The sequence below is a fragment of the Alistipes sp. cv1 genome (assembly GCF_900240235.1).
Taxonomy (GTDB): domain Bacteria; phylum Bacteroidota; class Bacteroidia; order Bacteroidales; family Rikenellaceae; genus Alistipes_A; species Alistipes_A hominis.
Map to the genome: position 1 here is coordinate 1,012,143 of NZ_OEPW01000001.1, position 12,373 is coordinate 1,024,515.

Genomic DNA, 12,373 nt, shown 5'->3' on the forward strand with positions numbered 1-12,373 from the left:
GTCTTTGATGAAAAGTTGATGAGAAAATAACATACTGTATTCCAATGATTTTATATACTTATTCATCATTTCATCGAAATAATCATAGTGTTTCTAAAAAAGCTCTTGTCACGGTGTAATATCTTCCTGTCCTGCGAAGTGGAGAGTAACGACATTTCCGATTATAGTCCACTTGGTAGGTGGTATATGTGAGGGTGTTGTGGGCAGGCGTGAGCTTCCAACACTCCTGCAACACTTTCCTCACTTGGTACATCTCCGCCTTGACATACGAGTTTGCCAACAACGTGAGCATGTCGTTGCAGCAAAAAGAGAAAGTGTCAATTCCCGTACTTGCCATGATGTCAAGTATAAGTTCGCACATTTCTATCTCCAATCTGTTGCGGTTGCTGCGGATAATCTTCCGCAAGGCTTCGGTATGCAGCAGTGACGGGGCAAACCACATACGGCTTTCTTTCTCGGTGGATAGTTGCCTGTGCTGTAAATGGTAGAGGAAAGCAGGTATCTCCGCTTTCAGCTTTTGCAGGAAGTCGGTATCATCGGACTGCAAGCGGTCTATCTTCCGCACCCAATAGCGAGTTTCCCCTGCGTCTATGATGACGGGCAGATACTCGTTGTTGGAACACAGCACGAACTTGGCAAAGAACGCTATCTCATCACGGTCTTTGCCTTTGGCTTCCACCTTATAGGACAACGTGGTACTGAGGTTCTTCAACCGTTCGCTGTCCTCCCTGCGGCTAAGTAATACTTCATCCACCACGATAAGCAGCTTGCCGGACCAATCGGAATTGAACTGGCTGCGGAAATCCTCGTTGGTATTGAATGTCACGTTGTTCTGAAACAGGGCTTTCAGAAAGTTCAGGAACGTGCTTTTGCCTGTGTTCCGTTCTTCCGATACCAATAGCAGGATTGGCAGTTTTTGAATAGGTTGCAGGTATAGCAGTTGCAGATAGTCCATCCCCAACTCGTATTGTTCCCCGAAGATGTGCTTCACCAACGAACGGATAGAGGGAAAATCACCCTCCATCGGCTTGTGATCTATCGGTTCATAGAGGTTCAGGAACTTGTCCACTATCGGACGGTAATTCACGTGGTCGGGAACCGTGCAGAAGCCGTCATACTTCGGCACGGTGGCGAGATAGTGCTTGCCATAGTCCTGCCGCAGGGTCTCATTGTTCCACACGATTCGTTTCTTCACGTAGCTACCGTTCAGTCGGGGCTGGTTCACTAACTTGTAGAGGGTCGTACCCACTCGGATAAACTCCTCCTTGCTGATGTCTGATTTACTCATTGTTCATACGCTTAAATGGTTGATAAATAATAGTATGCAAAATTAGAGAGGGTTGCTTGAAACCTTGATACGCAAATCACCGCAGAATGGCGCAAAAAACACACGGGATGAAAAACTTTCAGCCTGTTAGGGAGTATAACAACAAAAATTCCCGAAGAAACAACCGTTATAGAGGGGTACTTCTTCGGGATTGTCGCATTCGTATGAATGAATGGCAATGCGCCTATTCAAACACTCGTGTAAATGAATTGTCGGCAATGGGAATACGCATCGGTTTCATTACTTCATGTCGTCATATCAATATACTTTATGCTTGATATTTAGATATTTCCATTCTATTGCCCAGCGAAAAGAAGATGCTTGTTTTCTCTTTTCGCAAGTACAGCCTTTCAAGTATGGCATTGCGTACTCGTTTCGCTCCGTATGAACGGATGCGGAAAGCAAGGGCGACAACCATTTCAAGGCTGTAAACATCCATACTGATTTTGTCCGATAGGTGGATATACCGTTGCGCTTCATGCACTTTCAGTATTCCGCTTTTATAGACTGCTTTGATTGCTGCACGGACGGTTGGGGCAATAACCCCGAACAGGCAGACAAGTTCCGCTTCGCTCATCCATACCGTTTCACTCGGTATAGTTATCGTACCGTGTTCTGTGATTTTGATGATATTCCTTTTCATTGTCCTGCCATTGATATATTGTTAAACGATTGGTTCAGTCTGTTGCCGAGCATGGTAAGGTCGTTATCCAATTTCTGTGTTGTGATTTTGGCGTAGATTTGGGTCGTGACTATGTTCGTATGCCCCAAAACACGGCTCACGCTTTCAATCGGCATACCCATACTCAAAGCAAGGGTTGCGAACCCATGTCTTGAGCAATGGAACGAGATGTCTTTTGTTATCCCGCACTCTTTCATCACCTTTTTCAGCGGTTTGCAGATAGACCAGTAGTTGAGATTGGGGAACACGAGATTATCTACCTGCAAGGGGCGGTAACGCTCTATTATCTGCAAGGGTATATCCAGCAGTTTCACTTGGAACGGCACTTTCGTCTTGTGCCGTTTCGATAATATCCACTTCTCACCGTTCACTTCCACGATGTTGTCATTGGTCAGTTCCTTGATGTCCACGAAAGAGAGGGCGGTGAAGCTGGCGAAGACGAAAATATCACGGATATAGGACAGCTTTGCATCCCCGAACTCGTGCGTCATCAACGCTTTCAGCTCGTCTTCCGTCAGGTATTCACGTTCCTTCACATTCGGGCTGATATGGAACTGGGCAAACGGATTTCTCGGTATCAGTCCGTTGAAGTGCGCACGCATGACAACGCCTTTCAGCCACATGCACTTTTCCCATATCGTCCCATTGTGCAGTCCTGCTTCTGTTGAGAGGTAGGCTGCGAACTCCTTGATGAAGTCGGGCGTAATCTCCAGCATGGACATATCCGTCCGTCTGTAGAAAGACTTGATGAACGCTGCCACATGGTTTCTCGCCCTCACTCGTGAGTGGTAGGTTGCCATTACCCTGTCTTTGCCGACACGCTTCTTGAACATCTCGTTTTCACGGTCGAATGCTTTGAGTAGTGTCTCGTACTCGCTACCGATACCCTGATAGGCATTACGCACCATTTCTGCCGTAACGAACGCTTCACGGTCGGACAGGCGTTGGTAGTGCTTGATGATTTGCGCCTTGATGTTGTCCAAAGCGAGGTTGATGTCCCGTGCCTCCTTGCTCTTGCCTTTGGCTCGGTTGCCCTTGATGTCCCAAAGCGCTTTCGGGACACTCTGCTTGCAACTGAACTGCGCCACAGTCCCGTTGATTGTCACTCGTCCCATGATGGGGACAATGCCGTTTCTCTCCTTGCTGCCGTTCACGTAGAACAGCACTTTGAATGTACTTCTTGCCATACTCGTTTTTTTGTTTGCAAAGTTATTACTCAACGAGTTAGACCTTGATAAGCAAATCGGTGCAGAACGGCGCAATCATTGCAGGGAGCGTTAAAAATGCATCCCGTTTCGGGTAACGATTTGAAAACCGTTCTGCTTCATAGAACTGCTTTTCTTTGCGTTTCCCGTTTTTTGCGGTTGGCTTCATTTGGCACTGTAAACGCTTTAATGATAACCATTTCAGTGACATTTCAACCTCTTTCCTCGGTTATTCCAAAGATTTTTGGTAAACTTGCACCGTTAAACCCGCACCGCGCGCGGTGCGCCACGTTCACGGCATGAATATTCTGAAAAAAACCTACAACTGGGTGCTCGGCTGGGCCGACAGCCGCTGGGGAGCGGCCGCACTGTTCGTCCTCGCATTCGCCGAATCCAGCTTTTTTCCGATTCCTCCCGACGTCCTGCTGATCGCCCTGGGACTCGGATGCGCCGCCAAAGCGTTCCGCTACGCGCTGATCTGCACAATCGGTTCGGTACTCGGCGCCATGGCCGGATACGCCATCGGACACTACCTGTGGCAGACCCCGGGCGGGGAATTCACCGCCATCGCCGATTTCTTTTTCCGGATCATTCCCGGATTCACCCATACGGAATACGACAAAATCTGCGCGATGTACAACCAGTACAACTTCTGGGTCGTATTCACCGCCGGATTCTCGCCGATCCCCTACAAACTGATCACGATCACCGCCGGAGTGTTCAAGATCGACTTTCCGGTCTTCCTCGTCGCATCGGTCGTCAGCCGGGGCCTGCGTTTTTTCTTAATTAGCTGGTTGATATGGAAATACGGGGAGCCGATCAAACGTTTTATCGACAAATATTTCAACTGGCTGGCGCTGGTATTCACCGTTCTGCTGATCGGCGGATTCTTCGCCATCAAACACGCTTTCTGACATGAAACTGTACGGACTGATCGGGTATCCGCTCGGACACTCGTTTTCACAACGCTATTTTACCGATAAATTCGCCGCCGCAGGAATCGCCGACTGCGCCTACCGGAATTTTCCGATCGAAACGATCGAAGGCGTCGAAACCGTATTGCAAACGCCCGGCCTGCGCGGATTCAATGTCACGATCCCGTATAAACAAGCGATCGTCCCGTATCTGTCCGGCCTGAGCGACGAAGCGCGGGCGATCGGCGCGGTGAACTGCGTAAAGATTACGCCCGAAGGCCTGACCGGTTACAATACCGACGCTTACGGATTCCGCCGTTCGCTGCTGAATCTGCTGGGCGACGTCCGCCCCGAAAAGGCGCTCGTACTCGGCACGGGCGGCGCTTCGAAAGCCGTGAAATACGTGCTCGAACAACTCGGCATCGCTTTCGACGCGGTATCGCGCGACGGAAAAAACGGAGCGTACACCTACGGCGACCTCTCCGAAGAGATCGTACGCGCTCACCGGCTGATCGTCAATGCCACGCCGCTGGGCACTTTCCCGAACGCGGAAGGCTGTCCCGTCCTGCCGTACGAAGCCCTCGGCGCCGGGCATTTCCTGTTCGACCTGGTATACAACCCGGCAGTCACCGAATTTCTGAAGCGCGGCGCGGCGCAGGGGGCTGCAACCCGCAACGGTTACGACATGCTGGTCGGGCAGGCCGAAAAAGCATGGGAGATCTGGAACGAATAATTGTCCGCACGATACAAAAACGAAAGAGGCTGTCGCTCAGTGCGACAGCCTCTTTCGTTTTTTACTACCGATAAATTCCTTCCTTTTATAAAATCAATCCTTTGACGCGGAATTTCCGTCTCCGGACTAAACCACATCGATCCCCTTCTCTTTCAACAAATCGAGTCCGATATCCTTCAGGCGGTATTTCTGGATCTTGCCGCTCGCCGTCATCGGATAACCTTCGACGAAAAAGATGTATTTCGGAATCTTATACCGGGCGATCTGTCCGCGGCAGTAGAGTTTAACCTCCTCTTCGGTAAGCGTACAGCCTTCCTTGATCTTTATAAAAGCGCCCACCTGTTCCCCGTATTTCGGACTCGGGATACCGGCCACTTCGATCGCCTCGATCTGCGGCATCTTGTACAGGAAATTCTCGATCTCGCGCGGATAGATGTTCTCGCCGCCGCGGATGATCATCTCCTTGATCCGCCCGGTGATCCGGAAATAGCCGTTTTCATCCATTACGCCGAGGTCGCCCGAATGCAGGAAACCGTTCTCGTCGATGATCGCAGCGGTAGCTTCCGGATTCTTGTAATACCCTTTCATGATGTTGTACCCCTTGCAGCACATCTCGCCGGGAGTCCCCGGAGGACATTCCTCGTTGGTTTGCGGATCGAGCACCTTCACCTCGACGTTCGGAAAAGCCCGCCCGACGGTCGTCGCGCGAATCTCCATCGAATCGGTCGTCGCCGAAGCCGTCATACCGGGCGAGGTTTCGGTCAGGCCGTATACGCTGATGATCTCCTTGCAGTACATTTTGTCCATCACCTGCTTCATCGTCTCGATCGGGCAGGGCGCGCCGGCCATGATCCCGGTACGCAGCGAACTCAGGTCGAACATATCGAACATCGGATGGTGCAGCTCGGCGATGAACATCGTCGGCACGCCGTGCAGCGCCGTACAGCGTTCGCGGTGCACCGACGCCAGCACTTTCAGCGGATCGAAATCCTCGACCATCACCATCGTCGAACCGTGCGTAATCACCGAACAGACCCCCAGCACGCAGCCGAAACAATGGAACAGCGGCACGCAAATCAGCAGTCGGTCGGCCGCAGTAAAATGCATCCGGTCGCCGATCGTCAGCCCGTTGTTCAAGATATTGTGACTGGTCAGCATCACCCCTTTCGGGAATCCGGTCGTCCCGGACGTATACTGCATATTGATCTCGTCGTGACAGTCCACCCGCGACTTGGCCCGTTCGAGCTCGTCGTCGCCGACCAGCGTCCCGAGCTTCATCAGTTCGGAAGTATTGTACATGCCGCGCAATTTCTCCTGTCCGATGTAAACCACGTTCCTCAACTCCGGAAACTTCTCGCTGCGCAGCTTTCCGCGCTGCGTGGTCTTCAGTTCCGGAACCAGGTCGTACAGGATCTGCACATAGTCGCTGTCGCGGTAGCCGTTCACCATACACATCGTATGGATATCGGCGTTTTTCATGATGTATTCGAGTTCGGCGTTCTTGTAGTTCGTATTGACGGTCACCAGTACGGCCCCGATCTTGGCGGTCGCAAACATGAACGTCATCCAGTCGGGCACGTTTTTCGCCCATACGCCGACTTTGCTGCCCTTGGTCACCCCGATCGACAGCAACCCTTTTGCAAAAATATTGACCCGTTCGTCGAACTCCTTGTAAGTAAACCGCAACCCGCGGTCCGGATAAATCATGAACTCATGATCCGGATCTTCCGCTACGTATTTCTCAAGAATGCCCCCGACGGTATAGTCGATCAATTCTTGTTTTTCCATTTTCTACGAAATCCAACCTTTTAAAAAGGCGTGTAAACCACCGCCAGGATTTTGGCTTTTTCACCGGGCGCCTGCACTGAAATATTGTGAGGAACGATCGAATCGAAATAGATGCTTTCCCCTTGGTTCACAACGTATTTATCACTACCGTAACGCACTTCGACGCTCCCGTCCAACACGTAAATGAACTCCTCGCCTTCGTGGTGCGACAAAGCTGACACCTCGTCGGGATCGGTATATTCCACGTTAATGATAAAGGGTTCCATGTTGCGGTCGGTCTTGTTTTCGGCCAGCGAACGGTATTTGAGGTGCTCGATATCAGAGCCGTTTCCCTTGGACAGGTGTACCGACAACTGAGGCGTCTGCTGTTCCCGGTGAGTCAACGTAGGCTCAGGGCATTCCATTCCGTCGAGAAAAGTGCCCAGACGAATGCCCAACGTCCGCGACAGTTTGATCAGCGTCGCCAGCGACGGCAGCATCTTACCGGTCTCAATCTGTTCAATTTGAGATTGTTGAACCCCAGATTGAACCGCTAAATCTTCCACGGAAAACTGATTGTCTTCGCGAAGTCGTTTCAGCTTATAACCAATATTCTCTGTCATAATTTGAAAAATTTCGTTTTGTTGTGATTCGAAGTAACCCCGAATTCCCGAAATCCGCAAATAATTATTTCCGGAAATTACGAAACCCAAAACAAACGCGCCCGATTCAGGAGCGACAAAACGTCTTCGATGGGATATTTTTTAAGATAAACCATGCATCTGTAAGTCATATTTGTCCCAAGTTTTTTCGATTCGTAAATAATGCTCGAAATCTTCCATTCATTGAAGATTAATCTTTAGAATACTTATTTACAGATTAACAGAACACAAAATGCAATGTTTTACCTATGTTGTACCTATCAAAAAAAAACAAACACTCGACTTATTATAAGTCAAGCGTTTGAAAATTATTCCTGTGGTCCCCGTGGGGCTCGAACCCACGACCCCAACATTAAGAGTGTCGTGCTCTACCAACTGAGCTAGAGAACCATCTTGTAAAATCGTTTGCAAAGATAAGCAGAAAAATCTTTTTATGCAACACTCTGGCGATAAAACCTTATCCTATTTCTCCGGGAGAGGAATCGTGAAGCGGTTTCGACAGGAAGGCGCAGCGGACTCCCAAACGGCGGGACGGGGCGTTGCTGTCCGTATGCTTCGATGATTGCGGTTGCGGATTCTTCGTCGCCGGACAAGGTAAATAAGACGGGGCCGGGATTGCAATCCCGGCCCCGGTCTTTATCTTCGGCTCCGTTTATTCGTATTCGCCGCTCTTTAGCATACTGACTTCCCGCGGGCTCAGGAACCGCCAGCCGCCGCGTTTGAGCCGTTTTTTGGTCAGGCCTGCGAAATAGACTCGATCGAGCTTTTGCACCGAATAGCCGAGCGATTCGAAAATACGCCGAACGATCCTGTTTTTGCCCGAATGGATTTCGATTCCGACCTCTTTCCGGTTTTCGCTGACATAGCTGACCTCGTCGGCGAAGATAGGCCCGTCTTCGAGGGTAATTCCCTCGGCGATTTTGGTCATGTCTTCTTCCGATAGAGGTTTGTCGAGCGTCACCTGGTAGATTTTCTGCTTGTTGTAGCTCGGATGCGTCAGTTTGCGGGTCAGGTCGCCGTCGTTGGTGAACAGCAGTACCCCGACGCTGTTTTTGTCGAGACGTCCGACCGGATACACCCGTTCGGTGCAGGCTCCTTTGATCAGATCCATCACCGTTTTGTCCGAATGCGGGTCTTCGACCGACGTTACGAAGCCTTTCGGCTTGTTCATCAGGATGTATACTTTCTTTTCCCCCTTGACGATTTCGCCGTTGAAGCGCACTTCGTCCTCCGGGTTCACTTTCGTTCCGAGTTCGGTGACGATCTTGCCGTTGACCGCCACAACGCCGGCCGTGATCAGGTCGTCCGCTTCGCGGCGCGAGCAGATGCCCGAATTGGCGATGAAACGGTTCAGGCGGATAGCGCCCTGCGGTTTGGGAGCGTCGTAGCGCGGATAATCTTCTTTCCGGTCTTTTTTGAATCGGGAGTCGTGGGTTCGCGCCCCACGGGAGCTGTCGCTTCTATCCCATTTTTTACCGAAACCGCCTTTGCGGTCGCCGTCTTTCTGGAAACGCGGACGCTCGCCGTACGGCTGCGATTCGTCGCGCCGTTGCGGTTTGTACGAACCCGAAGGCCGGTCGTCCTTGCGCCACGGCCGGTCTTCGCGTTCGGGCCGGTCGTTTTTACGGTAGCGGTCGTCTTTGTCGAACCGTTCGGGTCGGTCGTTGCGGTTGAACCGGTCATCCTTGTTGTAGCGGTTGCCGTCGCGCTGCGGTCGGTCTTCGCGTTCGAACCGGTCGTTTTTGCGGTAACGGTCGTCTTTGTCGAATCGGTCGCCGCGATTTTCGCGGTTGTAGCGGTCGTCCCGGTTGGCTCCGTATTTCGGTTTCCCGTAGGGACGGTCGTCCCGATCGCGGGAGCCGCTTTTCAGCCGGTTGTCTTTCGTGAAATTGGGGTTGAACGAGCGGCGCTGTTCGTCGCCGCGGCGGTCGTACGGATTGTCCGACGACGTCCCGTGCGGTTTGGCCGGACGGCTGATGCGCGGGCGTTTGTCTTTCGAGAACGACGACAGCGCGTCTTCCCGGTGCGAAGAACTTCTCGAATCTTCCCGATTGAAGGAGTCCCCGGAACGGTCGCGGCGGGGCGAATCCCCGTAAGCGCCTTTCCTGTTTTTCGGATCGAATGGTTTCATGCAATGAAATAATAAAAAGTAATACGTATAACGCCCCGATATTTCGGGCAAATCGAAATCATCCGGCAATTAAACGGTTCAAAGGTATAGCTATTTTTTTATAAATATGATAACTTTGCGATCTATTTAGTTGCGTATGAATTACAATTTCGATAAAATCGTTTCCCGCGAGGCGACCGACTGCGAAAAGTTCGACGCGCGGGACGAAGTGTTCGGACGTTCGGACGTGATTCCGATGTGGGTCGCCGATATGGATTTTGCAGTGCCCGAGGCCGTTACCGAAGCGATCGTCCGCCGGGCCGGGCATCCGATTTACGGATATACCTTTCGTTCGGACGGTTATTTCCGGTCGGTGATCGACTGGGTGGGGCGTCACAGCGGTTGGAAAGTGGAAAAGGAGTGGATCGACTTCGCTCCGGGCGTGGTCGCCGGAATCGTTTTCGCGCTGCGTGCTTTCACGCAGGAGGGCGACAGGGTGGTGATCCAGCCGCCGGTCTACCATCCGTTCGCGCGGCAGACGCGATTCAACAACCGGGTGGTCGTCAACAACCCGCTGTTGCAGCGTGCCGACGGCAGTTTCGGGATCGACTTCGACGACCTCGACCGCAAGCTCGTCGGGGCGAAGGTTTTCCTGATGTCGAACCCGCACAATCCGTCGGGACGCGTCTATACGGTCGAGGAGCTTACGCGCATCGGCGAACTGTGCGTGAAGCACGACGTGGTGATCCTGTCGGACGAGATTCATGGCGACCTTGTTTACAAACCGCATAAGCATATTCATATCGCAGCGCTGGACGAAGCGTTCGCGCGCCGGACGGTGACGTTCACCGCGCCGAGCAAGACGTTCAACCTGGCCGGGCTTTCGACCTCGGTGGCGATCACGCCGGACGCCGCGTTGCGCCGCCGCCTGCAACAGGAGTTTAACAAACTACATGCCGATCAGGGAAATATCTTCGGCACGGTCGCGCTCGAGGCGGCTTATACGCACGGCGACGAGTGGCTCGAACGCCTGCTGGAGTATCTCGAAGGCAATATCCGGTATGTCACGGACTTTTTGCGGCGGAAAATGCCGTCCGTAAAGTGCGTGCCGCCCGAAGGGACGTACCTGATGTGGCTCGATTTCCGCGCATGGCCGATGACGCATGAGGAGATTTACCGGTTTATGGTCGAGCGGGCCGGGATCGGCGTCAACGAAGGCGCGATGTTCGGCGAAGAGAGCCGCGGGTGGATGCGGATGAACATCGCTACGCAGCGCTCGGTGGTCGAACGGGCGATGAACCAACTGTACGAAGCCGCGCGCGCGGCGGGGCTTTGCGAGTAGCGGAGGCTTCCGGAAAGTTTGATCGAAAGCGAGCCGGCCGAAAAATCGGCCGGCTCGCTTTTGTCGTTTATCGGGACGTTTTTATTTCCGGCTCGCGCTGTCGTAAAATGCGATGCGGTCGCGGCAGACTTTTTCGGTAATGTCGCGCAGGAGTTCGATTTTGGAAATAAGGGCGTCGATGTCGGCTTTGGTTACTATGAAATTCTTTTTGTTGTAACGCGCTTCGATATAGGCCCGCTGCAATAATTTGAACAGGCGTTCTTCTTCCGGAGTATCGCGCGGGAAAACTTTGGCTAATTCCAGTGTAAAAGGCTTACATTTTTTAATTAGAAAATCGAGATCGTGCTCTTTATAACCGTAAAGGATATAGGCCAATGGAATCGTTTTGATAAAGTTTTCGGCCGCTTGATGCAACATGAAAGCCGATATCTGGAAATTATCATTTTGATAATAGAAATTAGCCCCTTTCAAAAAATCAATGCCATAAGAAAATTTATCATCAAAATATTCCTGTGCCATCTTCTTGATTTCCGAATAATCCAGATCGCGCGGCGTGGCTAACTGATATTCCCCCGAATCATAGAGCGTAATCCCCTGATTCAAAATATCGACATAAAAATAACGTCCTTCGGAGAGAGCATGATTCAGTTTGGAAATACTTTCATTGATAAACTGCGGCCAGGTCTGAAACTCGTCGGCCCGGCTTTCCAAAAAACGCTCCCGAATGCGGGTCTGGGCAGTACCTTCCCGAACTCCCAACCGCTTTTTAGTCACGACCAGAATATCGTAGTCGCTCATAAAATAGGTTTTCACGCCGAAGTCGCGGCGTTCGTCGCACTCGACGTAGGTGTTCCGGGCATAACTGCCGTAAAGAATAATCATCACGACATCTTTCACCTCGTCGCGGATCAGGCGGACGAGTTCACACAGGTCGCGCTGTTTGCGTTCGGGCAGGAAGTCGATCGAGTTCTTCATACTCACAAAATTAGCAAGAAATTTCCAGAAATACATACCCGGCGCGGTGAATTGATTTTTATTCGTATCTTTGTTTTACGGTTTCTTAAAGCGGATTCGTTGTACAGGGGGCGGCTCGTGCCGTCCGGGAACGAACCTAAAAAGCAATTACTATGCAAACTTTAAGGAACTACGACGATTCGGCATAGCCGAAGGACATACTATAAAGGCAAACAACCTTTATACCTGACAGTGAACTTGGGAGCCTTTTCGGAGGTTGTTTAATCTGGGTATAACAGTTGTCAGTCCTTGTTATGTCCTGCCCTTAACGGGTAGGGCAGACAAGGGCGCAGGACAGCTTCCAGATTAAGGTTCCCAAGACCTGCTGTTAGGGGCTGCAAATGCGCCCTCTTTTTATGCCTTTTTCCGAATAGCTTCGGATTTCATCGGGCGCAGCAACGATCCGTTTTTTTAACTATTCGCCTTATGAAAAAAATCATTCAATCCCCTACGTGGGATCGCATCGTCACGATACTTAAAAACGAAACGTTGTGCGTGAACGAGCTGGCCCGCCGCATCGGTCTGGAACGGCCGCACATGATCGAAGCCGCGAAAGACCCCGCGACGGGAATCTGTCCCGAACTGGCCGCGCGGATTCACTACGCTTTCCCGGCGTA

At 51.5% G+C, this 12,373-nt stretch carries 12 protein-coding genes and 1 tRNA gene; 4 read left to right on the forward strand and 9 right to left on the reverse strand.

The window, feature by feature from the left end:
- Positions 1 to 82: 82 nt before the first annotated feature.
- The 4 genes from C1A08_RS04295 to C1A08_RS13065 form a co-directional block, all read right to left on the reverse strand.
- Complete coding sequence (locus C1A08_RS04295) at positions 83 to 1,288, reverse strand: primase-helicase family protein (protein ID WP_101571559.1); 1,206 nt, start codon at positions 1,286 to 1,288, stop codon at positions 83 to 85.
- 307 nt (positions 1,289 to 1,595) lie between these two features.
- A complete protein-coding gene (locus C1A08_RS04300; protein WP_101571561.1) occupies positions 1,596 to 1,970 on the reverse strand; it encodes a hypothetical protein in 375 nt (124 codons plus the stop codon).
- Entirely contained in the window at positions 1,967 to 3,196 is a 1,230-nt protein-coding gene (locus C1A08_RS04305) for a site-specific integrase (protein ID WP_101571657.1), read from the reverse strand. Before C1A08_RS04305 ends, C1A08_RS04300 begins: the two co-directional genes overlap by 4 nt.
- Before the next feature lie 37 nt (positions 3,197 to 3,233).
- Positions 3,234 to 3,425 (reverse strand): hypothetical protein, encoded by a 192-nt coding sequence (locus tag C1A08_RS13065; protein ID WP_145996514.1) that lies wholly within the window; start codon positions 3,423 to 3,425, stop codon positions 3,234 to 3,236.
- Positions 3,426 to 3,495: 70 nt separating this feature from the next.
- On the opposite strand from C1A08_RS13065, the gene C1A08_RS04310 reads away from it, so the two are divergent.
- Together C1A08_RS04310 and C1A08_RS04315 are read left to right on the forward strand one after the other, a co-directional pair.
- Positions 3,496 to 4,128, forward strand: a complete 633-nt coding sequence (locus tag C1A08_RS04310) for a YqaA family protein (protein ID WP_228385752.1) — start codon at positions 3,496 to 3,498, stop codon at positions 4,126 to 4,128.
- Between the two features lies 1 nt (position 4,129).
- On the forward strand, positions 4,130 to 4,861 hold the full coding sequence (locus tag C1A08_RS04315) for a shikimate dehydrogenase family protein (protein WP_055202423.1): 732 nt from the start codon (positions 4,130 to 4,132) through the stop codon (positions 4,859 to 4,861).
- 126 nt (positions 4,862 to 4,987) lie between these two features.
- Here the strand turns inward: C1A08_RS04315 and C1A08_RS04320 are convergent, their stop codons facing one another.
- From C1A08_RS04320 to C1A08_RS04335, 4 genes are all read right to left on the reverse strand, one after another.
- Positions 4,988 to 6,649, reverse strand: coding sequence for an AMP-binding protein (locus C1A08_RS04320; RefSeq protein WP_216645965.1), 1,662 nt, complete (start codon positions 6,647 to 6,649; stop codon positions 4,988 to 4,990).
- Between the two features lie 20 nt (positions 6,650 to 6,669).
- Positions 6,670 to 7,251, reverse strand: coding sequence for a helix-turn-helix domain-containing protein (locus C1A08_RS04325; protein WP_101571661.1), 582 nt, complete (start codon positions 7,249 to 7,251; stop codon positions 6,670 to 6,672).
- 356 nt (positions 7,252 to 7,607) lie between these two features.
- Positions 7,608 to 7,680, reverse strand: a tRNA-Lys gene (locus tag C1A08_RS04330).
- A gap of 262 nt (positions 7,681 to 7,942) precedes the next feature.
- The gene (locus tag C1A08_RS04335; RefSeq protein WP_101571563.1) at positions 7,943 to 9,421 is read right to left on the reverse strand and encodes a pseudouridine synthase; all 1,479 of its coding nucleotides are present in this window, start codon (positions 9,419 to 9,421) and stop codon (positions 7,943 to 7,945) included.
- 136 nt (positions 9,422 to 9,557) lie between these two features.
- Here C1A08_RS04335 and C1A08_RS04340 point away from each other — a divergent pair, with 136 nt between their 5' ends.
- The gene (locus tag C1A08_RS04340) at positions 9,558 to 10,742 is read left to right on the forward strand and encodes a MalY/PatB family protein (protein ID WP_101571565.1); all 1,185 of its coding nucleotides are present in this window, start codon (positions 9,558 to 9,560) and stop codon (positions 10,740 to 10,742) included.
- Positions 10,743 to 10,823: 81 nt separating this feature from the next.
- Here the strand turns inward: C1A08_RS04340 and C1A08_RS04345 are convergent, their stop codons facing one another.
- Positions 10,824 to 11,717: a HEPN domain-containing protein gene (locus tag C1A08_RS04345; RefSeq protein WP_101571663.1), complete on the reverse strand. Its 894-nt coding sequence runs from the start codon at positions 11,715 to 11,717 to the stop codon at positions 10,824 to 10,826.
- Positions 11,718 to 12,182: 465 nt separating this feature from the next.
- Here C1A08_RS04345 and C1A08_RS04350 point away from each other — a divergent pair.
- The coding region (locus C1A08_RS04350; RefSeq protein WP_145996515.1) for a hypothetical protein at positions 12,183 to 12,373 on the forward strand (191 nt) is incomplete at its 3' end.

What these genes read in the sequence shown, in the direction of transcription:
- C1A08_RS04295 (WP_101571559.1), bottom strand. Translation starts at nt 1,288, where the DNA reads ATGAGTAAATCAGACATCAGCAAGGAGGAGTTTATCCGAGTGGGTACG.
- C1A08_RS04300 (WP_101571561.1), bottom strand. Translation starts at nt 1,970, where the DNA reads ATGAAAAGGAATATCATCAAAATCACAGAACACGGTACGATAACTATA.
- C1A08_RS04305 (WP_101571657.1), bottom strand. Translation starts at nt 3,196, where the DNA reads ATGGCAAGAAGTACATTCAAAGTGCTGTTCTACGTGAACGGCAGCAAG.
- C1A08_RS13065 (WP_145996514.1), bottom strand. Translation starts at nt 3,425, where the DNA reads ATGTCACTGAAATGGTTATCATTAAAGCGTTTACAGTGCCAAATGAAG.
- C1A08_RS04315 (WP_055202423.1), top strand. Translation starts at nt 4,130, where the DNA reads ATGAAACTGTACGGACTGATCGGGTATCCGCTCGGACACTCGTTTTCA.
- C1A08_RS04320 (WP_216645965.1), bottom strand. Translation starts at nt 6,649, where the DNA reads ATGGAAAAACAAGAATTGATCGACTATACCGTCGGGGGCATTCTTGAG.
- C1A08_RS04325 (WP_101571661.1), bottom strand. Translation starts at nt 7,251, where the DNA reads ATGACAGAGAATATTGGTTATAAGCTGAAACGACTTCGCGAAGACAAT.
- C1A08_RS04335 (WP_101571563.1), bottom strand. Translation starts at nt 9,421, where the DNA reads ATGAAACCATTCGATCCGAAAAACAGGAAAGGCGCTTACGGGGATTCG.
- C1A08_RS04340 (WP_101571565.1), top strand. Translation starts at nt 9,558, where the DNA reads ATGAATTACAATTTCGATAAAATCGTTTCCCGCGAGGCGACCGACTGC.
- C1A08_RS04345 (WP_101571663.1), bottom strand. Translation starts at nt 11,717, where the DNA reads ATGAAGAACTCGATCGACTTCCTGCCCGAACGCAAACAGCGCGACCTG.